21 protein-coding genes are annotated in these 24,054 nt (G+C 59.8%); 6 read left to right on the forward strand and 15 right to left on the reverse strand.

Translation table 11 applies throughout. The features are described 5' to 3' along the window. Positions 1 to 2 precede the first annotated feature (2 nt). From IEQ42_RS05285 to IEQ42_RS05320, 8 genes are all read right to left on the reverse strand, one after another. Positions 3 to 1,355: an LLM class flavin-dependent oxidoreductase gene (locus IEQ42_RS05285; RefSeq protein ID WP_210702799.1), complete on the reverse strand. Its 1,353-nt coding sequence runs from the start codon at positions 1,353 to 1,355 to the stop codon at positions 3 to 5. Then, a complete protein-coding gene (locus IEQ42_RS05290) occupies positions 1,355 to 2,548 on the reverse strand; it encodes an SfnB family sulfur acquisition oxidoreductase (RefSeq protein ID WP_210702800.1) in 1,194 nt (397 codons plus the stop codon). Before IEQ42_RS05290 ends, IEQ42_RS05285 begins: the two co-directional genes overlap by 1 nt. Positions 2,549 to 2,568: 20 nt before the next feature. Beyond that, the gene (locus IEQ42_RS05295) at positions 2,569 to 3,810 is read right to left on the reverse strand and encodes an SfnB family sulfur acquisition oxidoreductase (RefSeq protein WP_210702801.1); all 1,242 of its coding nucleotides are present in this window, start codon (positions 3,808 to 3,810) and stop codon (positions 2,569 to 2,571) included. Positions 3,811 to 4,110: 300 nt separating this feature from the next. After that, positions 4,111 to 4,875, reverse strand: a complete 765-nt coding sequence (locus IEQ42_RS05300; RefSeq protein ID WP_210702802.1) for a hypothetical protein — start codon at positions 4,873 to 4,875, stop codon at positions 4,111 to 4,113. A gap of 474 nt (positions 4,876 to 5,349) precedes the next feature. Further along, entirely contained in the window at positions 5,350 to 6,099 is a 750-nt protein-coding gene (tcyN, locus tag IEQ42_RS05305) for an L-cystine ABC transporter ATP-binding protein TcyN (RefSeq protein ID WP_115146055.1), read from the reverse strand. 4 nt (positions 6,100 to 6,103) lie between these two features. Further along, positions 6,104 to 6,769 carry a cystine ABC transporter permease gene (tcyL, locus tag IEQ42_RS05310; RefSeq protein WP_210702803.1) on the reverse strand — a complete coding sequence of 222 codons (666 nt, stop codon included), beginning with the start codon at positions 6,767 to 6,769 and terminating at the stop codon, positions 6,104 to 6,106. After that, a complete protein-coding gene (tcyJ, locus tag IEQ42_RS05315; RefSeq protein WP_210623988.1) occupies positions 6,769 to 7,569 on the reverse strand; it encodes a cystine ABC transporter substrate-binding protein in 801 nt (266 codons plus the stop codon). The genes tcyL and tcyJ overlap by 1 nt, the downstream gene beginning before the upstream one ends. Before the next feature lie 287 nt (positions 7,570 to 7,856). Then, positions 7,857 to 8,849 carry a D-cysteine desulfhydrase gene (locus IEQ42_RS05320; RefSeq protein WP_210702804.1) on the reverse strand — a complete coding sequence of 331 codons (993 nt, stop codon included), beginning with the start codon at positions 8,847 to 8,849 and terminating at the stop codon, positions 7,857 to 7,859. A gap of 189 nt (positions 8,850 to 9,038) precedes the next feature. On the opposite strand from IEQ42_RS05320, the gene epsC reads away from it, so the two are divergent. Together epsC and betT are read left to right on the forward strand one after the other, a co-directional pair. Beyond that, the gene (epsC, locus tag IEQ42_RS05325; protein WP_150593824.1) at positions 9,039 to 9,965 is read left to right on the forward strand and encodes a serine O-acetyltransferase EpsC; all 927 of its coding nucleotides are present in this window, start codon (positions 9,039 to 9,041) and stop codon (positions 9,963 to 9,965) included. Between the two features lie 401 nt (positions 9,966 to 10,366). Continuing rightward, on the forward strand, positions 10,367 to 12,328 hold the full coding sequence (gene betT, locus IEQ42_RS05330) for a choline transporter BetT (RefSeq protein WP_164488118.1): 1,962 nt from the start codon (positions 10,367 to 10,369) through the stop codon (positions 12,326 to 12,328). A 25-nt stretch (positions 12,329 to 12,353) separates the two neighbouring features. Here the strand turns inward: betT and IEQ42_RS05335 are convergent, their stop codons facing one another. The 4 genes from IEQ42_RS05335 to IEQ42_RS05350 all read right to left on the reverse strand — a co-directional run bounded on the left by IEQ42_RS05335 (position 12,354) and on the right by IEQ42_RS05350 (position 14,611). Then, positions 12,354 to 12,614 carry a hypothetical protein gene (locus IEQ42_RS05335; RefSeq protein ID WP_210702805.1) on the reverse strand — a complete coding sequence of 87 codons (261 nt, stop codon included), beginning with the start codon at positions 12,612 to 12,614 and terminating at the stop codon, positions 12,354 to 12,356. Between the two features lie 25 nt (positions 12,615 to 12,639). Continuing rightward, positions 12,640 to 13,107, reverse strand: coding sequence for a DoxX family protein (locus IEQ42_RS05340; RefSeq protein ID WP_228731944.1), 468 nt, complete (start codon positions 13,105 to 13,107; stop codon positions 12,640 to 12,642). Positions 13,108 to 13,331: 224 nt separating this feature from the next. Further along, on the reverse strand, positions 13,332 to 13,838 hold the full coding sequence (locus tag IEQ42_RS05345; RefSeq protein WP_210702806.1) for a DUF1097 domain-containing protein: 507 nt from the start codon (positions 13,836 to 13,838) through the stop codon (positions 13,332 to 13,334). A 32-nt stretch (positions 13,839 to 13,870) separates the two neighbouring features. Continuing rightward, complete coding sequence (locus tag IEQ42_RS05350) at positions 13,871 to 14,611, reverse strand: SDR family oxidoreductase (RefSeq protein WP_210623993.1); 741 nt, start codon at positions 14,609 to 14,611, stop codon at positions 13,871 to 13,873. 131 nt (positions 14,612 to 14,742) lie between these two features. Between IEQ42_RS05350 and IEQ42_RS05355 the strand changes: the two genes are divergently transcribed. Together IEQ42_RS05355 and mgrA are read left to right on the forward strand one after the other, a co-directional pair. Next, positions 14,743 to 15,633 (forward strand): LysR family transcriptional regulator, encoded by an 891-nt coding sequence (locus tag IEQ42_RS05355; RefSeq protein WP_210702807.1) that lies wholly within the window; start codon positions 14,743 to 14,745, stop codon positions 15,631 to 15,633. 190 nt (positions 15,634 to 15,823) lie between these two features. Beyond that, positions 15,824 to 16,861 carry an L-glyceraldehyde 3-phosphate reductase gene (gene mgrA, locus IEQ42_RS05360; protein ID WP_210702808.1) on the forward strand — a complete coding sequence of 346 codons (1,038 nt, stop codon included), beginning with the start codon at positions 15,824 to 15,826 and terminating at the stop codon, positions 16,859 to 16,861. A 64-nt stretch (positions 16,862 to 16,925) separates the two neighbouring features. Here the strand turns inward: mgrA and gshA are convergent, their stop codons facing one another. From gshA to IEQ42_RS05375, 3 genes are all read right to left on the reverse strand, one after another. Further along, a complete protein-coding gene (gene gshA, locus IEQ42_RS05365; RefSeq protein ID WP_210702809.1) occupies positions 16,926 to 18,509 on the reverse strand; it encodes a glutamate--cysteine ligase in 1,584 nt (527 codons plus the stop codon). Positions 18,510 to 18,778: 269 nt separating this feature from the next. Then, positions 18,779 to 19,162: a PaaI family thioesterase gene (locus IEQ42_RS05370; RefSeq protein ID WP_115146048.1), complete on the reverse strand. Its 384-nt coding sequence runs from the start codon at positions 19,160 to 19,162 to the stop codon at positions 18,779 to 18,781. Further along, the gene (locus IEQ42_RS05375) at positions 19,162 to 21,486 is read right to left on the reverse strand and encodes a Tex family protein (protein ID WP_042557133.1); all 2,325 of its coding nucleotides are present in this window, start codon (positions 21,484 to 21,486) and stop codon (positions 19,162 to 19,164) included. The genes IEQ42_RS05370 and IEQ42_RS05375 overlap by 1 nt, the downstream gene beginning before the upstream one ends. Before the next feature lie 357 nt (positions 21,487 to 21,843). Between IEQ42_RS05375 and ompR the strand changes: the two genes are divergently transcribed. Both ompR and IEQ42_RS05385 read left to right on the forward strand, forming a co-directional pair. Then, positions 21,844 to 22,584: an osmolarity response regulator transcription factor OmpR gene (ompR, locus tag IEQ42_RS05380; RefSeq protein WP_210702810.1), complete on the forward strand. Its 741-nt coding sequence runs from the start codon at positions 21,844 to 21,846 to the stop codon at positions 22,582 to 22,584. 114 nt (positions 22,585 to 22,698) lie between these two features. Next, a complete protein-coding gene (locus IEQ42_RS05385; protein ID WP_042557135.1) occupies positions 22,699 to 24,012 on the forward strand; it encodes an ATP-binding protein in 1,314 nt (437 codons plus the stop codon). Positions 24,013 to 24,054: the final 42 nt, after the last annotated feature.

Below are 24,054 nucleotides of genomic sequence, written 5' to 3' on the forward strand. Positions count from 1 at the left end.
TTTTAGCGGCGGAACGCGGAACCCGTGTGTTGCTCCGGCAAGTGCGCCTCGCCGTGAAACAGCTTCTCGCGCAAGCTGCCGCTGTCATAAGCGGTCTTGTACGACCCACGCCGCTGTAACTCCGGAATCACCAGCTCAATGAAATCGACATAGCTTTCCGGCGTGACGATGCGGGTCAGGTTAAAACCGTCCAGGCCGGTTTCGGCGATCCACGATTCCAGTTCATCCGCCACTTGCTGCGGCGAACCCACCACGGTTATGTAGCGCCCGCCGAGGGCGTGCTGGTCTAGCAACTTGCGTCGGGTCCAGTCGTTGTTTTGCAGGTTTTTGGTGGCGGACTGAATGGCGTTGCTCTTCACGTACTGGATCGGTTCGTCGATCTGGTACTGGGAAAAGTCGATGCCGGTGGATGCCGAGAAATGCGCCACGCCGGCCTCGGCACTGGCGTAGCTGAGGTATTCAGCGTGCTTGGCCCAGGCGGCTTTTTCAGTTGCACCGACGATCACGTTGAGGCCCATGAACACCTTGATGTCCTCGGGATTGCGCCCGGCCTCTATAGCGCTGGCGCGGACTTTGTCGACCTGAACCTTGGTCGACGGTTTGTTCTGGCCGCTGATGAACACGCACTCGGCGTGGCGCCCGGCAAACAGCAAGCCGCGATCAGAACTGCCGGCCTGAAACAGCACTGGCGTGCGCTGTGGCGACGGCTCGCAGAGGTGATAACCCTCGACCTGATAGAACTCGCCCTTGTGCTCGACCTTGTGCACTTTTTCCGGTTGGGCGTAGATGCGCTGTTCGCGATCGTTGAGGACCGCACCGTTTTCCCAGCTGCCTTCCCAGAGTTTGTAGAGCACTTCAAGGTATTCGTCGGCCTGGTCGTAGCGCCGGTCATGCTCGACTTGCTCGCTCAGGCCCATGGCTTTGGCGGCGCTGTCGAGGTAACCGGTGACGATGTTCCAGCCCACGCGACCACGGCTCAGATGATCGAGTGTCGACATGCGCCGGGCGAACAAATATGGCGGCTCGTAGGTGAGGTTGGCAGTCAGGCCGAAACCCAGGTTTTGGGTCACGGCAGCCATCGCCGAAACCAGCAACAACGGATCGTTGACCGGCAACTGGATCGACTCCTTCAGCGTGACATCTACCGAGTTCTGATAGACGTCATACACGCCGACGATGTCGGCGATGAACAGCCCGTCGAACAGCCCTCGCTCCAACAACTGCGCCAATTCGGTCCAGTATTCGATTCTGTTGAATTGGGTCGACGTGTCGCGCGGGTGCGTCCACAAGCCATGGTTGATATGGCCGATGCAGTTCATGTTGAACGCGTTGAGCAGGATTTTTTTCTTGCTCATCAGATGGTGCCCCGCAGTGGCGGGTTTTCATCGTTTAGGTAGTAATTGCCAACCGCGTGATACTTCCAGCGCACCGGGTCGTGCAGGGTGTGCACCCGGGCGTTGCGCCAGTGGCGGTCGAGGCCGTGTTCGATCAGCGTGGCCTGGCTGCCGGCCAGTTCGAACAGCGTGCTACCGGCGGCCAGCGAAATTTCAGTACTGATGGCGCGTGCTTCGGCGACGGCAATCGATGCCGCGGCGACGGTGTCTGCGTTGGTTTCGGCTTGCGCGACATCAAGAAATTCGCCGGCGCGTTCAAGCAGAGCCTCGGTCGCGTGCAGGCGAATACTCAAGTGGCCGAAGCTTTTCAGTGTCAGCGGATCTTCAGTGGCATTGTCATTACCCGAGTCGATCCATGGCCGGGTTTTGCTGCGCACAAAGTGCAGCGCGTCTTCATAAGCGGCGCGGGCGATACCGGTGTCGATGGCGGCGTGAAGGATCTGCGCGAGCGGGCCGACGGTGGTCGGGCGTTCGAAGGCGCTTTGAAACGGCAGGACGTCTTGCGCTGCGACGTACACGTCTTCGAACACCACCGAACCGCTGCCAGTGGTGCGCTGGCCGAAGCCGCTCCAGTCGTCGATCACGCTCAGGCCCTGGCTGTCACGCGAGACGAAGGCCAGTTGCTGCACGCCGTTTTCATCGACCACGGAGGTAGGAATGCGCTGCGCGTAAATCGCCCCGGTTGCGTAGAACTTGCGGCCGTTGATGCGATAGCCGTCGCCATCACGTTTGAGGCTGGTAACGCGGTCGTGGGCGGTTCTGGTGCCCAGTTCCGCCAGTGCATTGCCAAAGCGCTGGCCGGCCAGCACCTCGGCGTACAACCGTTGTTTCTGCGCGTGGCTGCCGTTGACCCTGAGGACTTCGAGGGCATAGAAATGGTTCTGCGGAATCTGCCCAAGAGAGCCGTCAGCCTGAGCGATCAGGGCGATGACTTTGGCCAGCGTGACGTTGGACACAGCGGCGCCGCCGTATTCCTTGGGGACAGTGATGCCCCACAGGCCGGAGCGGGAAAACACGTCGAGTTCGGGCAGCGGCAGGCGTCGTTCACGGTCGCGCAGGGCGCTGTCGCGTTTGAAATCTTCGGCCAGGTCGCTGGCGACGATCAGGGCTTGCTCATCGCTGGTAATGACCGCTACGGGATGGGAAAAAGTCATGTGTTTCTCCAAAGATCTGGTCAAATCCAGGAATGGCGAGCCGGCAACGTGCCGTTCAGGCGATAGGCGCCGACCGCGTAATATTTCCAGCGCACCGGGTCGTGCAGCGTGTGCACGCGGGCGTTGCGCCAGTGACGGTCGAGGTTGAATTCGGCGAGGGTGGCGCGGCTGCCGGCCAGTTCGAACAGCTTTTCGCTGGCCAGCAGCGAGATCTCGGTGGTGAGCACTTTGGCTTCAGCCACAGCTATCGAGGCGCGGGCGGCGGACTCGACGGTGACTGGCGCGGCATGTACCTGATCGAGCACTTGCCCGGCCTTGCGCAGCAGCGCTTCGGCGGCATGCAGTTCGATTTTCAGCTTGCCGATGTCAGCTATGACATAGAGGTCATCGCTGGCGCGCTCGACCTTGGCGTCAATCCATGGCCGCGCGCGGGTTTTGACAAACTCGATGGCGTCTTCGATGGCGCCACGGGCGATGCCGGCGTCGATCGCTGCTTGAATCAGTTGTGACACCGCGCCTTGAATGTTCGGGGTTTCGTTGATCTTCCAGTTGTCGACGACAAGGCTCGCTTCGACGCGCACGTTGTTCAGCAGGATCGTGCCGCTGGCGGTGGTGCGCTGGCCGAAGCCCGACCAATCATCAACAATGCGCAAACCCGGTGTGCCGCGGCGGACGAAGGCCAGCACTTGCTTGCCGTCATCGTTGAGCGCTTTCACCGCGACCCAGTGCGCAAACAGCGCGCCGGTGGAATAAAACTTCTGGCCGTTGATCACGTACTCATCGCCGTCAGCGGTGATGCGCGCTTTCAGTTCCAGGGTGTTTTTGGTGCCGCGTTCAGGGCCGGCATTGCCGATGCGCCAGCCTTCCAGAACACTTTGGAACAGCTGCCTTTTCTGCGCTTCGGTGGCGCAGCCAAGCACCAGGTTGATGATGCCGAACTGGTTCTGCGGGATCTGTCCCAGTGCCGGATCGGCGGCGGAAATAATCGCGAACACCTCGGCCAGCGTGACGAACGAAACCTGCGGACCACCGTATTCGCGCGGGATGGCAATGCTGCCCAGACCACTTCGGGTGAACTGTTCGATTTCCGGCCACGGCAATTTGCGTTGGCGGTCGCGCCTGGCGGCCTGCACGCGGGCGACTTGCGCCAGCTCAAGGGCGGCCTCTAGGGCTTGGGCGTCGTTGCGCAAGACTTGCGCGGGCAACAACAGCGGGGCGATGTCCAGATCAGACTGGACGATTGCATCTGCCAGACTGGACATCAGTGCCGCTCCTTGGCTGCACGCAATGCCCTGGCGATCTGCACTGGGGTGATTGTGTTCCGGACCATACTACCTACCTCACATCTCATGAAAACGCCGCACAGTGCAGCGAAAGAAAGAATGTCCGGTGGTCCGGTTCATATACCCTAAGCGTGTATAAAAATTAAATAAACTAACTTTTAGGAATATGTATAGAAGGGTTGAAGGTCGGGTTGGTCAAGAATTCCGAGGTTGGTAAAACCCCTGCGGTGAACGTGAACGATGGTGAGGCGAACGTTCCCTCACCCGTTGGATTCACTGCTAAGGCTTGCGCGTTTCGGCCGTCTTGAGTGCTTGCGTCAATGGCACCTTCAGATAAGGATTCACACAACCGATCTTCAATGTCCGTGGCGGTGCCCAGCGCGAGTTGTTGCCGACCCGGTCGAGGATGCAGTAGGTCACGTCCAGGCGCATATCCTCGCCGGCTTCGACGATGACCGACGGCGGCACCCAGACCTGAATCGGCAGCCCGATATCGGCAGCCGTGATCGGCGCGAGATCCATACGGACATCGCCCCAGCGCAAAGTGATGGCGTCGTCTTCCGCCATGTTCAGGTAGGGCTCTATGGTCAGTGGCACGCCGCGTTTGATCTGATTCGGATTCACCCCCTGACGGCGAATGGCATCGGGGATTATCACCGGCGCCAGTTGCTGGTTTTCGTCACCGCACACGGCGGCTGGCTGGCCGCCAGGACATTCGAGTTTGACCTGTACGCGCGTCGCTGCCGACAGTGCCGCCCCCTGACCGACTTGCATCACCCGGTAGTGGATACGCGCGGTGCCGTTGACAATGAAACTCTCCGGCACACGCATGCTGATCGACTCGCCAACGTCCTCGGCGGTCAGCACCTTTGATGCGACGTAGCACTTGTTCCAGAACAGTTCGATCAGGTCGCCGCAGTCCATGTCGGGATAGGGCGAAACGGCGACCAGCAGATGTGCGGCGGCGGTCAGGTTGATGCCGGTTTTTTGCGCTGGCGACAGTGTCGGTGCTGCCAGTTCGGGGGTATGCGAAGTGCGGGTCATCGATTTCTCTCCTTGAAGCCTTGCAGCGAAGTCCGTTTCTGGAAGAACAAATGGCATGAATCAACTGGCAATAAAGCAATGAACATTTTGTTCAACTTGAGAGTGAGTTGATTAAACTAAGTAGTGCCGGTTGGCGACTAGATAAGAGGGTGCGGGGAGGGGTGTCAATAGTCGGTGGTAGTTAATCTTGGAATTGAGGTTCTATCAGAATTTTCCTACATTTCTGAAGTCAAACTCCTAGGCGTAAAGGCGAATATGGCTACCTTTCACAGGCTTTTTTAGCCGTTTTTACGCAGAGTTATTCATACTCCTGCCAGTGACATTCGATAAGTTTCAGGCGAGTTTTATCTGTTGCAGAACATATATACATGTAGTGCGTTGAGTGTGTCTGGCGTGTATATAGTCGGGAGGGGGTTGGAGCGGGGTAAAGATAACTTCCATCCATGGAAGTTTGAGAGGGTGCGTTAAACATTCTCAGGCGTGATTCAGGAACTTGCTGAGAAACTGTTGAGTGCGTTCTTCTTTCGGGTTGGCAAACAACGCTTTGGCTTCACCTTGTTCAACGATCACGCCCTTGTCGAAAAACACCACACGGTTGGCCACGTCACGGGCGAAGCCCATTTCGTGGGTGACGATCACCATGGTGCGTTTTTCTTCAGCGAGACCGCGGATGGTCGCCAGCACTTCGCCGACCAGTTCCGGGTCGAGGGCCGAAGTCGGCTCGTCGAACAGGATCACTTCCGGCTCCATCGCCAACGCACGGGCGATCGCCACACGTTGTTGCTGGCCCCCGGAAAGTCGACGCGGATAAGCGTCTTCCTTGCCGGCGAGACCGACCTTGGTCAGTAGCTTCTTGCCCAGGGCAACCGCTTGTTCGCGCGGCATCTTCTTGACCACGATCGGCCCTTCGATGACGTTTTCCAGAGCGGTGCGATGGGGGAACAGGTTGAAGTTCTGGAACACGAAGCCCACATGCTGGCGCAGATTGCGCACCAGACCTTGTTGCTGGTTCAGCGGGCGGCGGGTATCGATTTCGATATCGCCGACCTTGATCCGGCCGCTGGTGGGTTCTTCAAGGAAATTCAGGCAGCGCAGGAACGTCGTCTTGCCCGAGCCGCTAGGGCCGATGATCGCGACGACCTCGCCTTCCTTAACCTCAAGGTCAATGCCGTTGAGCACCACTTGACCCTTGAACTGCTTTGTCAGTTTTTCCACGACAATCATGGGGTCAGGACTCCTGGTCGTGCCGATTGACCCGCTCTTCCAACTTGTTCTGCAAGTGCGACAGCACCGTGGCCAGAATCCAGTAGATCAGCGCGGCGGCAAGATACATGGTGAAGACTTCGAAAGTCCGGGCGGTAATCAGCTGCGCCTGACGGAATAGTTCCGGCACCTGAATGGTTGCGGCCAGTGCAGTGTCCTTGACCAGTGAAATGAAGCTGTTGCCCAGCGGCGGCAATGCCGTGCGCATCGCTTGCGGCAGGATGGCCCGACGCAAGGTTTGCGCGCGGGTCATGCCGATGCTCGCAGCGGCCTCCCACTGGCCGCGTTCGATCGAGCCGATCGCGGCGCGCAGGATTTCACAGGCGTAGGCGGCCATGTTCAGCGAGAAGCCGATCAGCGCCGCTGGCAGCGGATCAAGCTCCAGGCCCATTTGCGGCAAGCCGTAATAAATCACGAACAGCTGCACCAGCAACGGCGTGCCGCGAAAGAACGACACGTAGATGCGGGCCAGCCAGCTGACCGACTTGAAGCGTGACAGGCGCATCAACGCCAGACCAAAGCCCAGCAGCAGGCCGAAGAACATCCCGCCAAGGCTGAGGACAACCGTGTAATACGCGCCCTTGAGCAGGAAGGGCGCGGAATCAAGTGCGAGTTGGAAAGCTTCTTCCATTATTTAGTGACGTCTGCGTTGAAGTATTTTTCCGACAGCTTCTTCAGGGTGCCGTCTGCACGCAGTTCGTCGAGGGCCTTGTTCAGGGCGGCCAGCAGTTCCGGCTCGCCTTTGCGCAGGGCAATACCGGACTCCTGACGGGAAAAGGCTTCACCAGCAGCGACGGTTTTCGGAGCTTTTTTGGCGTACTCGAGGGCGGCCAGACGGTCGATCAGGATAGCGTCGGTGCGGCCATTGTTCAGGTCGGCGAACTTGGTCGGATCATCATCGTAGGTACGCACGTCTGCACCCGGCACGTTGGCGCGGACCCACTGCTCGTAGTTGGTGCCCAGACCCACACCGACTTTCTTGCCGGCCAGGTCAGCGGCGGTCTTGATGTTCAGCGCGGATTCCTTGCTCTTGAGCACCAACGCCTGGATACCGGAGACGGTGTACGGTTCGGAGAAGTCGTACTTCTTCTTGCGCTCCTCGGAGATGGTCACCTGATTGACCACGACGTCCAGGCGCTTGGATTCCAGCGCAGCGAGGATGCCATCCCATTTGGTTGGCTGGATCTTGGCTTTGACACCGAGTTTTTGCGCCAGGGCTTCGGAGAGCTCGACTTCGAAACCGGACAGTTTGCCGTCGGCATCGACGAAGCTGAACGGTGGGTAAGTGCCTTCCAGGCCGACGTTGATAACGCCTTTGTCCTTGATCTGTTGCAGCTGCTCACCGGCCACTGCCTGGCCGATCAGACCGGCGCTCAGCGCCAGGCCCAGCGAGCCAACCAGCAGATTGCGACGTAGTGCGGAAAAATTCATGACAAGCCCCTGTGTTTTCTTATGGAAGACGCTTAAGGAATGTAGGCAAATGGGTGATTTGAACGACAGCGCTATCCTGCCTTAAAGCAGCTTATGCGTCTCTCGCGAAATTCGCCTGCGGCGAGACTATATGATGACTGCGTTAGACTTGAAAATACTAAATACTTAATTTGATATTCTCTTGAGGAATATGTGGCGAATTCGAAAAGATCGCAGCCTTCGGTAGCTCCAGGTGAACGCAATCCGATGCAGGAGCTGCCGAAGGCTGCGATCTTTTGATCTTTCGGCTACAGAAAATCCTTATAGGCAAACAACGCCGGGGCCCCACCGGTGTGCAGGAAAATAATCGGACCTTGTTCGAAGCGCGAACGGCCAATGCCATCGAGCAAACCCGCCATGGCCTTGCCGGTATACACCGGGTCGAGTAACAGGCCTTCCTGACTGGCTAACAACTTTACCGCCGCCAGTGTCCCGGCATTCGGTTCGCCGTAGCGCGGGCCGAAGTATTCGTCCCACAATTCGACTTTGAAGCTTGCCGGCAGCGCTACGCCGAGCAGCTCCGCCGTGCGTTCGGCCAGACCTTGCACCTTCGGGCGCTGGTCTTCTTCGCTACGCGAAACGGTCACGCCGATCACCGGCAATTCGGGTAACGCTTCGCTCAGGGCCAGCGCCAGACCGCTGTGCGTGCCGGCACTGCCTGAAGCCAACACCACGGCGGCGAAGTCGAGGCCGGTGTCCTTGATCTGCTCGGCCAGTTCCAGGCCTGCGCGCACGTAACCCAGCGCACCGAGCGCATTCGAGCCACCGATCGGCACCAGATACGGCTTCTTGCCGTTGCTGCGCAAACGCGCGGCGAGGGCGGTCAGTTGCTCGTCGGCGTTGTCGAGGTTTTCGACCAGCTCGACCTTGGTGTCGAACAGGTCCAGCAGCAGCCGATTGCCGTTGCCGATGTAGTTACTGTCGTCAGTGCCCAACGGATTTTCCAACAGCGCGACACAACTCAGGCCCAGTCTGGCGGCCAGTGCTGCGGTCTGGCGAACATGGTTCGATTGCAGCGCGCCGGCGGTGATCAGCGTGTCGGCGCACTGCGCGAGCGCATCGGCGGCGAGGTATTCGAGTTTGCGTAATTTGTTGCCGCCCATGGCCAGCGGCGTCAGATCATCGCGTTTGATGTAGACCTCGCGGCCGAGCCAGGCAGAGAGGCGCTCAAGTTTTTCCAGTGGGGTAGGTTGGCCGAGCAGGTCGAGACGGTTAAAACGGTCCAGCTGTTGTTTAATCATGAGTCGTACTGGCGGAGAAAGATGAAAGGACTATAGGCAGTCGATTTTGCAGGGGCAACCGTGAATCGCTTATAGCCAAATGAACTGAGCCCAGCACTATCGGTTCTTAATTCGCCCTCGCAGCCATGCCGTAAAGTGGTCGCCGTTGACGCGGCCAGACAGTCCGGCCGCCCGTGAGGAGTCTTTACCGTGAGCGAGCGTTCCAGCCATTGGCAATTGCAGACCATCGTCAGCCAACTGCGCACCGCGCGGGATCAGTGGCGCGCACAAAATGGCCGGGCCTCCGGCGAGCAGGGTGGCCGCGAGCTGCCCTCGCGTGCTGCGATGGCGGAGATTCTCGAGGCTTTATGTGGCGCGTTGTTCCCGATGCGCCTGGGGCCGGTCGATCTGCGCGAAGAAAGTGAAGATTTTTATGTGGGGCACACCCTCGACGTCGCGTTGAATGCCTTGCTGGCGCAGACGCGACTTGAGCTGCGTTATGTTGCCCGGCACAGCGCGCAAGTCGACACCGAAGTCGAGGCCCGGGCGATCCAGATCGTCCAGGATTTTGCCCTTGCCTTGCCGGGGTTGCGCACGCTGCTCGACACCGACGTGCTGGCGGCCTATCACGGCGATCCGGCAGCGCGCAGCGTTGATGAAGTGCTGCTGTGCTACCCGGGGATTCTGGCGGTGATTCACCATCGTCTGGCGCACCATTTGTATCGCGCCGGGTTGCCGTTGCTGGCGCGGATCAGCGCGGAAATCGCTCACTCGGCGACGGGCATCGATATCCACCCGGGCGCGCAGATCGGCCGCAGTTTCTTCATCGACCATGGCACGGGTGTGGTGATCGGCGAGACCGCGATTATTGGTGAGCGGGTGCGGATTTATCAGGCAGTGACTCTGGGCGCCAAACGCTTCCCGGCAGATGAAGACGGGCAGTTGCAGAAGGGCCATCCGCGTCATCCGATTGTTGAAGATGACGTGGTGATTTATGCCGGGGCGACGATTCTTGGACGGATCACCATTGGCAAGGGCTCGACCATTGGCGGCAATGTCTGGCTGACGCGCAGTGTGCCGGCCGGGTGCAATTTGACTCAGGCCAATTTGCAGCATGATGACGGGACGCAGAAGTAGGTTTCTGAATCTGCGTTGCTGCTTCGGGCCTCATCGCGAGCAGGCTCGCTCCCACAGTGGAACGCACTCCAAAGTGGGAGCGAGCCTGCTCGCGAAAATTTTTTAAGGTTGTACCGAGATAATGGCCTTCCGCCAATTCTCCAGTGAACGATTCGCCCCAAACCAACGTCATACCCCTCCTTGAGCTAGCGTAGGAAAGCTACCGCTTAGCCGTGCGATTAGTCCTTAGCGCCCTATCCATGTTTAACTTGAACGTTCATTCAAGTTAAACCGGTGGTTCGCTGCCCGCTCACAACAGGAGGCTTGCCTTTGCTGAGTCCGATCATTTCAGCCACGTTTCAACCCCTAGAGGTGCACGTTTCATGAGTGCATCGTCTACCCCCGCCAGCGGTCTGGTGCGGATGAATCCGCCGGTGTTCTACTTCGCCGCGACGTTTATTCTGCTGTTTGGTCTCGTTGTCATCGCCATGCCGCAACAGGCCGGTGCCTGGCTGCTTGAAGCACAAAACTGGGCGGCCAACACGGTCGGCTGGTATTACATGCTCGCGATGACGCTGTATCTGGTCTTCGTGGTGGTCACCGCGTTATCCGGCTACGGCAAGATAAAACTCGGTGCCGACCACGACGAACCCGAGTTCAGTTATCTGTCCTGGGCCGGCATGCTGTTCGCCGCCGGGATCAGCATTACGCTGTTCTTTTTCTGCGTTTCAGAGCCGCTGACGCACATGCTGCAGCCGCCACAAGGCGAGGCCGGCACCGCGGATGCGGCGCGTCAGGCCATGCAGGTGCTGTTTCTGCACTGGGGCCTGCATGGCTGGGGCGTTTTCGCCTTCGTCGGCATGGCCCTGGCGTACTTCGCCTATCGGCATAACCTGCCGCTGGCCCTGCGCTCGGCGCTGTATCCTCTGATCGGCAAACGCATCAACGGCCCGATTGGTTACGCGGTGGATGGCTTCGGCATCATCGCCACGGTGTTCGGTCTCGGCGCCGACATGGGCTTTGGTGTGCTGCACCTCAACTCGGGTCTCGACTACCTGTTCGGCATTGCCCACACACAGTGGATTCAGGTCGGCCTGATCACACTGATGATGGGCGCGGCGATCCTCGTCGCTGTGGCCGGGGTCGATAAAGGCGTGCGGGTGATGTCCGACATCAACATGCTGCTGGCCTGTGCGCTGCTGCTGTTCGTGCTGTTCGCCGGCCCGACTCAGCACCTGCTCAACACCTTGATCCAGAACATCGGCGACTACCTCGGCGCTTTGCCGATGAAGAGTTTCGACCTCTACGCCTATGACAAACCGAGCGACTGGCTCGGCGGCTGGACAGTGTTCTACTGGGCCTGGTGGATTGCATGGTCGCCGTTCGTGGGCCTGTTCATTGCGCGGATTTCCCGTGGTCGCACCATCCGTGAATTCGTTTTCGGCGTGCTGTTGATTCCGCTCGGTTTCACCTTGGCGTGGATGTCGATCTTCGGCAACAGCGCCATCGATCAGGTGCTCAATCACGGAATGTCGGCGATGGGCATGTCGGCGATCGAGAATCCGTCGATGACCCTCTACCTGCTGCTGGAAACCTACCCGTGGAGCAAAACCGTCATCGCCGTGACGGTGTTTATCAGCTTCGTATTCTTCGTCACTTCTGCTGACTCAGGCACGGTGGTGCTCTCGACCCTGTCCGCCAAGGGCGGCAACCCTGACGAAGACGGGCCTAAATGGCTGCGGGTGTTCTGGGGCGCGATGACAGCGTTGATCACCAGTGCGCTGCTGTTCTCCGGCAGCATCGATGCATTGAAGTCGGCCGTGGTGCTGACCTCGTTACCGTTCTCGTTGATTCTGCTGCTGATGATGTGGGGTCTGCACAAGGCGTTCTATCTCGAATCGCAGAAGCAGATCGCGCAACTGCATTCGCTGGCGCCGGTGTCCGGTTCGCGGCGTGGCACGGGTGGTTGGCGACAACGCCTGAGCCAGGCTGTGCACTTCCCGTCGCGTGATGAGGTGTACCGTTTCATGGACAGCACGGTGCGCCCGGCGATCGAAGAAGTGACGGCGGTGTTCGTCGAGAAAGGCTTGAATGTGGTCACTCAGCCCGATCCTGCGCACGACAACGTCAGCCTGGAAATCGGCCATGGCGAGCAGCATCCATTCATCTATCAGGTGCAGATGCGCGGCTACTTCACGCCGTCGTTCGCACGTGGCGGCATGGGCTCCAAACAGCTCAACAATCGCCGTTACTACCGCGCTGAAGTGCACCTGAGCGAGGGCAGTCAGGATTACGATCTGGTGGGTTACACCAAGGAACAGATCATCAACGACATCCTCGACCAGTACGAACGCCACATGCAGTTCCTGCACCTGGTGCGTTGATCATGAGCTGAGCGCCGGGGTCTGTTCAGGACTCGGCGCTCAGCACCATGAACAACACCATCGCCTCCACGGGCACGCCGTACACCACACTGCCAATCCCCAGTTCCGACCCCACGGACTGCCCGGCATGCACCACCCCCACCGCGCCATTAATCACCGTCAACGCCAGCCACAGGGCGGCGAAGCTGTAGGCCATGGTCTGACGGCTGAATCCGATGCGCTCGCCGATGTAGAGCATCAGTGCCAGCAGGACCAGGCCGAAGAAGATGATGATGGTGGTGTGCATGGCGACGTCCTCGCGACAGCAACTTTCAGAGTTCTCGACCTAAAGTGTGGTCGAGTGAGTAGCGTCCTGCTCCGCGAAACAGGATGTACAGCGACAGAAACGCCATCAGCACCGGGTATTCGATGCCACGGTCGATCCAGGGCCACGTAGGTCCGAGAATACTGGCGATCGTCAGCATCTGGATACCCATCATCGCCGCCAGCAGGCGCGTGCCCAGTCCCAGAGCCAGCAGCAATCCGCCGACACCTTCCAGCAGCGCCACCAGCAGGCCAATCAGGCCCGGCATAGGCAGGTGCAGGACGTTCTGGATCAGGTTGATCGACGCGGCCATCGGATCGGCCATCGAACCGTGCGACTGACCCAGCAGTTTGGGCAAGCCGTGGGTCACCATGATCACACCGTACGTGGCGCGTAACAGGGCGTAGGAAATGGGTTCACCGAGGCGATAGAACGGCGCAAGGGCGAGAATAAGCAAGGTCGGGTTCTGGCGCATGGGGAGCTCCGAGGCACGGGTCATCAATGATCGTTCCCACGCAGAGCATGGAACGATCGGTGGCAGAGCAGGCATTAGCGCAGTGTCGGTTTCAGCAGGTCTTCCAGACCGATGCGGCGGAACATCTCGGCGCGTACCCGATCGGCGGGCGAGCCGGAGTGCACGAAATGGTTGGTGCCCCTGTTTGATTTCATGGCGTTGATCTCTGCACAGTGAGGGTGGTTTCAGGCGCGACGAGGAAGGCGTTGTTGCGCGACATGGGACAACCAACCGGCGAAGGAACCGAGGGTGCCGGCTGCGCCCAGTTCAACGAAGCTTTCCAGAGAGGGTTTCAGGTGCGATGCGAAATAGGCGATCAGGCCGAGAAAGTAAGCGACGAGGTTGTTCATCGTCCGGGTGGCACGTAGCGACACCACGACCATCGCCACGACAAACACCACGACCGGCAGGGCAAACAGGCCCAACGTGGGGGTCAGGGCGCTGATGCTCAGCGCCGCAGCCATGCCGAAGGCGATGCCCATCAGCACACAGCCGAGGTTCACCAGGCCGTCGCGCAAGGTCAGGCCACGGCTAAAGAACGCGACCCAACCGACAAACATCGCCCACACTGGCAGGGTCAGCAACAGGCTGGAACCGGCCGCCAGTGCGGCAGTGGCGGCAGCCACCGCGGTGAATAGCGTAAACATCAGTTTCGATTGCCCGGTGTGGGCGTTATTGGCTGGATGACTCATGATTTTCTTCTCCTTTGCCCGGGTGAGGCCGCTCAGACGAGGCCGCCGTTGACGCGCAAGACTTGCCCGTTGACCCAAGCCGAATCCGGGCCGACCAGGAAGGACACGACGCGGGAAATGTCTTCTGGCTGAGCCAGGCGTTCCAGCGGAGGCATCTTGGCGAAGGTCTGAATCTGCTCTTCACTCTTGCCGTGCAGAAACAACTCAGTAGCGACTGGGCCCGGTGCCACGGCATTGACGGTGATGTTGCGTCCGCGCATTTCCTTGGCGAACACCTGGGTCAGCGACTCCACCGCTGCTTTGCTGGCGATGTACACCGCGTAACCCGGCAGGTTCATGCCGACGGTGCTGCTGGAGAAGTTGATGATCCGCCCGCCACTGTTCAAGCGTGTCGCTGCTTCGCGCAGGGTATTGAAAGTGCCGCGAGCGTGGATGTTGAAGTTCTTCTCGAACAGTTCGTCTGTGTGTTGCGCCAAGGGCAACACCTTGAGGATGCCGGCGTTGTTCACCAGTACATCGATCATCCCCAGTTGTGCCTCGGTCTCATCGAACATGCGCTGCACGTCGCCGGCATTGGCGACATCGGCCTTGACCGCCATGGCCTGATGCCCGGCCTGGCGCAACTCAACCACCAGTTTCGAGGCTTCACTGGCGCTGCTCGCATAGTTGATGGCGACGGCGAAACCTTCGCTGGCCAGTTGCTTGGCAATCACGGCGCCGATGCCGCGAGAAGCACCGGTTACGAGGGCGACTTTCGAAGTTTGCTGAGTCATGGCGATGATCCTTGTGCAGGTGTTGATTGGGTGTGGAGCCAATTTCACATGTTTACTCACACCGATAAATGCACGAGAGTTGCCTTGACTGTTCAAAAATCGCCAACAATTAAAAGCCGGGGGAAAGCGCCGTGGATCAAGTCAAAGCAATGAAGGTGTTCGTGCGGATCTACGAGCGCAGCAGCTTCACCTTGGCGGCCGATGACCTGAACCTGCCACGGGCGACACTGACTCATACCCTCAATCAATTCGAAGCCTGGCTCGGCACTCGCTTGCTGGAGCGCAGCACGCGCAAAGTGCGGCCGACATTGGACGGCGAGGCTTACTACCAACGCTGTGTGCAATTGCTCGCGGAACTGGAGGAGGCCGAATTGGCGTTTCGCGGCGTGGCGCCAAAAGGACGGCTGCGGGTGGATCTGCACGGGACGCTGGCCAAGCATTTTGTGATCCCGGCGCTGCCGCAATTCATGGAGCGTTATCCCGACATCGAACTGTCGATCAGCGAGGCCGACCGCTTCGTCGATCTGATCGCCGAAGGCGTCGATTGCGTGCTGCGCGCCGGGACGCTTGGCGATTCCAACCTCATCGGCAAGCGAGTCGCCAGCCTGCGCCAGATCACCTGCGCCAGCCCGGCGTACCTGCGTCAATACGGTGAGCCGAAGAACCTCTCTGAATTGAAAAACCATCGCGCGGTGAACTACGTCTCGCGCACCACGGCCAAGTTGTTTCCCTTCGAATTCATGGTTGACGGCGAACTGCAGGAAGTCGCCATCGACGGTGCGCTGTCGGTGTTCGGCGCGGAAATTTATGCCGCGTCGGCGATTGCCGGGCTGGGCATCATCCAGTGCCCGCATTACCGGATGGAAACGCTGATTGCTCAGGAAGTGGTGCAGGAAATCCTCATCGACACGCCACCACCTCCAATGCCGGTATCCGTGCTCTACCCGCACAACCGACACATGTCGCCACGGGTTCGGGTGTTTGTGGATTGGTTGGGGGAGGTTTTTGCGGTGGCTGTTTGAAGGCGGGGCGAAGATCAAAAGATCGTCGGAGCGCGGCCCGAGTCTGGCGAGGGTTTACCGTCGAAGATGAAATTTCTGAAACGTTTCAGCATTTTCTCGAGTCCGGCGTTTATCAGTGTTTGTCTGGGCGTATGCTGGGCAACTTGCGAAGCAGTCGATACCAAATTCAAAACAGACAAGAGAGGATTCGATGACTTACACCGCTGCCGAAAACCGCTACGACTCCATTCCTTACCGCCGCGTCGGCCGCAGCGGTCTGGTGCTGCCGGCGCTGTCGCTGGGCCTGTGGCACAACTTTGGCGACAGCACGCCGATCGACACCCAGCGCGCCTTGCTGCGTACCGCGTTCGACCTGGGCATCAACCACTTCGACCTGGCCAACAACTACGGCCCGCCGTACGGCAGCGCCGAGATCAACTTCGGTCGCTTGCTGCGCGAAGACTTCAAGCAGTATCGCGATGAGCTGATCATCTCCAGCAAGGCCGGTTGGGACATGTGGCCCGGCCCTTACGGGCAGGGCGGCGGTTCGCGCAAATACGTGCTGGCGAGCCTCGATCAGAGCCTGCAACGCCTCGGTCTGGACTATGTGGATATCTTCTATTCGCATCGCTTCGACCCGGACACCCCGCTGGAAGAAACCGCCAGCGCCCTCGCCACCGCCGTGCAACAGGGCAAAGCGTTGTACATCGGCATCTCGTCGTATTCGGGCGTGAAGACCCGTGAGATGGCCGCGCTGCTCAAGGAATGGAAAGTGCCGCTGCTGATTCATCAGCCGGCGTACAACCTGCTCAATCGCTGGGTGGAAAAAGACCTGCTCGACACCACCGACGAACTCGGCACCGGGGTCATCGCCTTCACGCCGTTGGCGCAAGGTCTGCTGACCGACAAATACCTCAACGGCGTGCCGGCGGATGCGCGGGTCAATCGTCCGGGCGGTGGTTCGCTGCAGGCTGCGCACTTGTCCGAGGCCAACATCGCCCACGTGCGCGCGCTGAACGAGATCGCCAAGCGTCGAGGCCAGAGCCTGGCGCAACTGGCGCTGGCCTGGACCCTGCGTGATCCACGGGTGACCTCGGCACTGATCGGCGCAAGCCGGCCGGAGCAGATTATCGAGAACGTCGGGGCGTTGAAGAATTTGAGTTTCAGTGCTGAGGAATTGGCGGAAATTGACCGGTTTGCCCAAGAGGGCGGGATCAATCTTTGGGAGAAGCCTTCGACGGCGGAGTGAGCAACCCTCACTGTAGCCCTCTCCCGGAGGGAGAGGGTCAGGGTGAGGGGCTTTCAGAGGCTCTTCAGTTACTGATCGCCAGAATGCTCGCCTGGTACGACCCGACAAACACGTCGAAATCGCCCACCTCGTTCTGCTCCAGCTCGGCCTGCGCCGCCAGCGAAGTTCGCGCCAGCTCCTCAAACTTCGCCTGCTCATCAGCCGCCAATGGCTCGCTGCGGAAGAACTCGGCATGTGCCTGACTCTGGCGCAGAGAGAACTGCGCGAAGCTTTCCTTGTGCTCGGCCATCGCGGCCAGCACCTGCGCCGACGGCGTCAGGGACGAATCCTTGACCTTGGCCAGTTGCGCATCCAGCGCGGTGCTGTGCGCATCAGAGCCATGGCTTTGATCCAGCAGCGCCGCCAGTGGAGCAATCTGTTCCAGCAATTCGGCTGCCCAGGTCTTCATGTCGACCGCCTCACCGTCACGCTGCAATTGCAGGCCCGGACGGCGACCTTCCTTTACCACCCTGAGGAAGTTCGAGGTGGCATTGCTGCACGAGGTGTTGGTCAGCAGCGGGCTGTCGTTCAGCGCGCAATACAGCAGGAAGGCGTCGAGGAAGCGCGACTCGGTAAGGTCGATGCCCATCGGCAGAAACGGGTTGATGTCCAGGCAACGCACTTCGACGTACTGAATGCCACGAGCGACCAGCGCCTGGATCGGCCGCTCGCCGGTGTAGGTCACGCGTTTCGGGCGGATGTTGGAGTAGTACTCGTTTTCGATCTGCAGGATGTTGGTGTTCAGTTGCACCCATTCGCCATCCTGATGCGTGCCGACTTCAACGTACGGCGCGTAAGGCGTAGCAACGGCTTTGCGCAGGCTGTCGGTGTAGCTCACCAGATCGTTGTAGCACGGCGTCAGACCGGCCTGGGCGTTGCTCTGATAACCAAGGTCACTCATGCGCAGGCTGGTCGCGTACGGCAGGTACAGCGTGTCCGGGTCCAGTTGTTCCAGCTGATGCGAACGACCGCGCAGGAAACCGGCATCCAGCGCCGGCGACGCACCGAAAAGGTACATCAGCAGCCAGCTGTAGCGACGGAAATTGCGGATCAGCGCAATGTAGGAGACTGACTGGAAATCCCGGTCGGTACCGACAAAACCTTCCGCTTCCTTGAGCAGCGGCCAGAGTTTTTCCGGCAGGGAGAAGTTGTAGTGAATCCCGGCGATGCACTGCATGGTCTTGCCGTAACGCAGGGCCAGGCCTTTGCGATAGACGTACTTGAGCTGACCGATGTTGGAGGTGCCGTAATAGGCGATCGGGATGTCTTCCTCGGCCGGCAACGGGCACGGCATCGATGGACTCCACAGGTACTCGTTGCCGAGTTTGCTGTAGGCAAAGCGATGAATCTTGTCCAGGCTCGCCAGCGTGTCTGCCGGGTCGGGCAGGGCGGGCGTGATGAATTCCAGCAACGACTCGGAATAGTCGGTGGTGATTTTTTCATTGGTCAGCGCGGAACCCAAGGCTTCCGGGTGCGGCGTTTGCGCCAGTCGACCTTCGCTGGTCACGCGCAGGCATTCACGTTCGATACCGTGAAGGCACTGTTCGAGCAGAGAGAGGTTGGCGCGCTCGCCGAGCAGAGCCAGGCGGCGGTTGAGAAGTTCGCTCAATTTGGATTCCTTCACGCGTCAGTCGCCCCAATATGGGGGTGGGCAGGACGGTCTACAAGGGTGAAGTTGAAACTGGCGTTTTCGCCTGGTTTTTTGCGGCAGGCCATTTGCCGGTCGGTCAAGAACTGCACAATCCCTGTGGGAGCGAGCCTGCTCGCGAAGAGGGTTTTCCAGCCGACATCATCGCCGACTGACAGACCGTCTTCGCGAGCAGGCTCGCTCCCACAGGATTCATTGCGCCGAAATTAACTCAAAATGATGATCAACATCTACAGGACAGCGAACGTGCCTTGCGCTTTTGCGACCAGTTTGTCGCCCTGCATCACCTCGGCCTCGACCACCAGCGTGCGCCGGCCCGGGTGAATCACCCGCGCCGTGCACAGCACCTCGCCGTCCGAGACGGCGCGGATATAGTTGATCTTGCACTCGATGGTCGCGCTCTGCTGATCGAAGCCGTGGGTGCTGGAACACGCCAGCCCCATGGCGATATCGACCAGACTGAACAGCGCGCCACCGTGCAATTTGCCGCCGCGGTTGCGCAGTTCGGGTTCCAGCCCCAGGGCGACTTGCGCCACCCCGGTTTCCAGGCTGTGCAGGCGGCAGCCCAACAGCTTGAAAAACGCGCTCTCGACGAGCCCGGCCGGAATTTCCATCAGCGTTTCTTCAGCTGTTTGGCGTTGGCGAACAGCGAGGCCATTGCATTGTTCACCGGCGCTGCGGTCGCGGTTTCCTTGCGCGGCGCGTTGTTCGACGGCTGACGCTGCGCCGAGCCCGGACGCGAGCCACGGGCACCGTCGATTTTCTCGCCCGGGGTGTCGCCCATGCGCATCGACAGGCCGACGCGTTTGCGCGGGATGTCGACTTCCATGACCTTCACTTTCACCACATCACCGGCCTTCACCGCTTCGCGTGGGTCCTTGATGAACTTCTCTGACAGCGCCGAGATGTGCACCAGACCATCCTGATGCACGCCGATGTCGACGAATGCGCCGAACGCGGTCACGTTGGTGACGACACCTTCAAGGATCATCCCCAGTTGCAGGTCCTTGAGGTCTTCTACACCTTCCTGGAACTCGGCAGTCTTGAACTCCGGACGCGGGTCACGCCCCGGCTTTTCCAGTTCCTGGAGGATGTCGGTCACCGTCGGCAGACCGAAGGTCTCGTCGGTGAATTTTTTCGGATCCAGACGCTTGAGGAAACTGGCGTCGCCGATCAGCGAACGGATATCGCGGTCGGTTTCAGCGGCAATGCGTTGCACCAGCGGATAGGCTTCCGGGTGAACGGCCGAGGAATCCAGCGGGTTGTCGCCGTTCATCACACGCAAGAAACCGGCAGCCTGTTCGAAGGTTTTTTCGCCCAGACGTGCGACTTTCTTCAGCGCCGCACGGGTCTTGAACGCGCCGTGTTCGTCGCGGTGAGCAACGATATTCTGCGCCAGCGTGGCGTTGAGGCCGGAGATCCGCGCCAGCAGCGCCACCGAAGCGGTGTTCACATCAACGCCGACGGCGTTCACGCAGTCCTCGACTACAGCGTCCAAGCCGCGCGCCAGTTTCAGCTGCGAGACGTCGTGCTGGTACTGGCCAACGCCGATGGATTTTGGATCGATCTTCACCAGCTCTGCCAGCGGATCCTGCAGACGACGAGCGATGGACACGGCGCCACGGATCGACACGTCCAGATCGGGGAATTCCTTGGCTGCCAGTTCCGACGCCGAGTACACCGATGCACCGGCCTCCGAAACCATGACCTTGGTCATCTTCATCGCCGGATATTTTTTGATCAGTTCGATGGCCAGTTTGTCGGTTTCGCGGCTGGCGGTGCCGTTGCCGATGGCGATCAGGTCAACCGAGTGCTTGGCGCACAGGGCGGCCAGAATGGCGATGGTCTGATCCCACTTGTTGTGCGGCACGTGCGGGTAAACCGTGGCGTGATCGAGCATCTTGCCGGTCGAATCGACCACGGCAACCTTGCAACCGGTACGCAGGCCCGGGTCGAGGCCCAGGGTTGCACGTGGGCCGGCCGGTGCGGCCAGCAACAGGTCATGCAGGTTGTGGGCGAAAACGTTGATCGCCTCGGTTTCGGCGCCGTCGCGCAGCTCGCCCAGCAGGTCGGTTTCGAGGTGGGTGTAGAGCTTGACCTTCCAGGTCCAGCGCACCACTTCACCGAGCCATTTGTCGGCCGGACGGTTCTGGTTCTGGATATTGAATTGCTGGCCGATCATGCCTTCGCACGGGTGCATGGTGCCTGGCAGTTCGTCGCCGACTTTCAGCGCAGAGCTGAGAATGCCTTCGTTGCGGCCACGGAAAATCGCCAATGCGCGGTGCGACGGCATGCTTTTCAGCGGTTCGTCGTGTTCGAAGTAGTCGCGGAATTTGGCGCCTTCCTCTTCTTTGCCGGCGATGACGCGGGCACTGAGGATGGCTTCCTGCTTGAGATAGGTACGCAGTTTTTCCAGCAGGCTGGCGTCTTCGGCGAAACGCTCCATCAGGATGTACTTGGCGCCTTCCAGCGCAGCCTTCACGTCGGCCACGCCTTTTTCGGCATCGACGAAGCGTGCGGCTTCGGTTTCCGGTGTGAGGTTCGGGTCGTTGAACAGGCCGTCGGCCAGGTCGCCGAGGCCGGCTTCCAGGGCAATCTGGCCCTTGGTGCGGCGCTTCTGCTTGTACGGCAGGTACAAGTCTTCGAGGCGGGTCTTGGTGTCGGCGAGTTTGATATCGCGCTCAAGAGCAGGAGTGAGTTTGCCTTGCTCCTCGATACTGGCCAGGATGCTGATGCGCCGTTCGTCGAGTTCTCGCAGGTAGCGCAGACGCTCTTCCAGATGACGCAACTGGGTGTCATCGAGGCTGCCGGTGACTTCTTTCCGGTAGCGGGCAATGAAGGGAACGGTAGAGCCTTCATCGAGTAGCGCGACGGCCGCTTCGACCTGTTGTGGGCGTACGCCGAGTTCCTCGGCGATGCGGCTGTTGATGCTGTCCATAAAACCACCTGACATATTGTGAAAGCAGGCTCGCAGGCACGAAAATAAAGGCCCGGAGTCTGGTTGAGCGGCTTGAAGATTGCCGCTGCCTGGGTCAAAAGGCAGCCCATTGACCCGTGAAATCGAACAATTACTGCGCTGACCGGGAAAAAAGACGGCCACTTGCGGTAACGATTCAGACGTTGCCTGGCACAAAACGCCGCGCATTATAACCAGCGTTCTGTCATTCGGGGGCGTCACAGTCTGTAGGCTTAAACCCCGGTTTTCTGGCAGTGAAGGAAAAATCTGCTAACAATGCACACGGTGCGTATAACGGCAGCTACGCCATAATGCGCGCCGAGCTAAAAGGAGCATCCAATGAGCAGCACTGCACAAACTGCTGAAGGCGAAAAAATTCTTATCGTTGATGACGATCCGGGGCTGAGCAGCCTGCTGGAACGTTTCTTCGTCAGCAAGGGCTACCGTGCCCGTACCGTACCGAATACCGAGCAGATGGACCGTCTGCTGGCGCGTGAAGTATTCAATCTGGTCGTCCTCGACTTGATGCTGCCCGGCGAAGACGGTCTGACCGCTTGCCGCCGTCTGCGGGCCGCGAACAACCAGATTCCGATCATCATGCTCACCGCCAAGGGCGATGAGATGAGCCGCATCAAGGGCCTGGAACTGGGCGCTGACGATTACCTGGCCAAGCCGTTCAACCCGGACGAGCTGATGGCCCGGGTCAAAGCGGTGTTGCGTCGCCAGACCGCACCAGTGCCGGGCGCGCCGGGTAGTGAAGACGAAAATGTCACCTTCGGTGATTACGTGTTGTCGCTGGCCACTCGCGAACTGAAACGCGGCGACGAAGTGCACATGCTCACTACCGGTGAGTTTGCGGTACTCAAGGCCTTGGTGATGAACGCGCGTCAGCCACTGACCCGCGACAAACTCATGAACCTGGCCCGTGGCCGCGAGTGGGATGCCCTGGAGCGTTCCATCGACGTGCAGATCTCCCGTCTGCGCCGGATGATCGAGCCTGATCCGTCGAAACCGCGCTACATCCAGACTGTCTGGGGCGTTGGCTACGTATTCGTACCGGATGGCGCCGCCACCAAGTGATCGGCGATTTGTAGGAGCGGGTCTGCTGGGGGTTGGTCAAACGACCATTCCCACAGACTCGCAATCCGCAATATGCGAGCATTGCTCGCTCCTGCAAGTGTGTAGCGGTTATTGATGAAGACGCCCGTCTGGTTCCCCCAAAGCTTTTTCTCCCGCACCCTCTGGCTGGTGCTCATCGTCGTGCTGTTTTCCAAGGCGCTGACCCTGGTTTATCTGTTGATGAACGAGGACGTGCTGGTGGATCGTCAATACAGCCACGGCGTCGCCCTGACGCTGCGCGCCTATTGGGCTGCTGACGAAGAAAACCGCGCGAAGATCGCCGATGCCGCGACCCTGATCCGGGTGGTGGGTGCCGGTGTGCCGGAAGGCGAACAGCACTGGCCGTACAGCGAGATCTATCAACGACAGATGCAGGCAGAACTCGGCGCCGACACCGAAGTGCGATTACGAATGCATTCGCCGCCGGCTCTGTGGGTTCGCGCCCCGAGCCTGGGCGATGGCTGGCTGAAAGTGCCGTTGTATCCACATCCGTTGCGTGGCCAGAAAATCTGGAACGTGCTGGGCTGGTTCCTCGCGATCGGTTTGCTGTCGACGGCCTCGGCGTGGATTTTTGTCAGCCAGCTCAACCAACCCTTGAAGCGTTTGGTATACGCCGCCCGGCAACTCGGCCAGGGTCGAAGCGTGCGTCTGCCGATCAGCGACACGCCGAGCGAGATGACCGAGGTCTATCGCGCCTTCAATCAGATGGCCGAAGATGTCGAACAAGCCGGACGTGAGCGTGAGCTGATGCTGGCCGGCGTCTCCCATGACCTGCGTACGCCGTTGACGCGCTTGCGTCTGTCGCTGGAATTGATGGGCGACCACAACGACCTGACCGATGACATGGTGCGCGACATCGAAGACATGGACGCGATTCTCGACCAGTTCCTCGCGTTCATTCGCGATGGTCGTGACGAGTCGGTGGAGGAGGTCGATCTCAGCGATCTGGTGCGTGAAGTGGCGGCGCCGTACAACCAGACTGAAGAGAAAGTTCGTCTGCGTCTGGAGCCGATCCAGCCGTTCCCGTTGCGTCGGGTATCGATGAAACGTCTGCTCAACAACCTGATCGGCAACGCCTTGAACCATGCCGGCAGCGGCGTTGAAGTGGCGGCTTATGTGTCCGGCGACACCAGTGCGCCGTATGTGGTGCTGAGTGTGATGGACCGTGGTGCGGGGATTGATCCGTCGGAGCTTGAGGCGATTTTCAACCCGTTCACCCGTGGCGACCGAGCGCGCGGCGGCAAGGGTACGGGGTTGGGCTTGGCGATCGTGAAGCGGATTGCTTCGATGCATGGCGGCAATGTTGAACTGCGTAACCGGTCCGGTGGTGGGCTGGAGGCGCGGGTTCGGTTGCCGTTGGGGTTGATGCTGCCGCGGGATGCGGTGTAGAGGCAGCTGCAAGTTTCAAGCTGCAAGCGGCAAGCAAGAGCG

Origin of the sequence: Pseudomonas iridis (assembly GCF_017980685.1) — a bacterium.
Taxonomy (GTDB): Bacteria; Pseudomonadota; Gammaproteobacteria; order Pseudomonadales; family Pseudomonadaceae; genus Aquipseudomonas; species Aquipseudomonas iridis.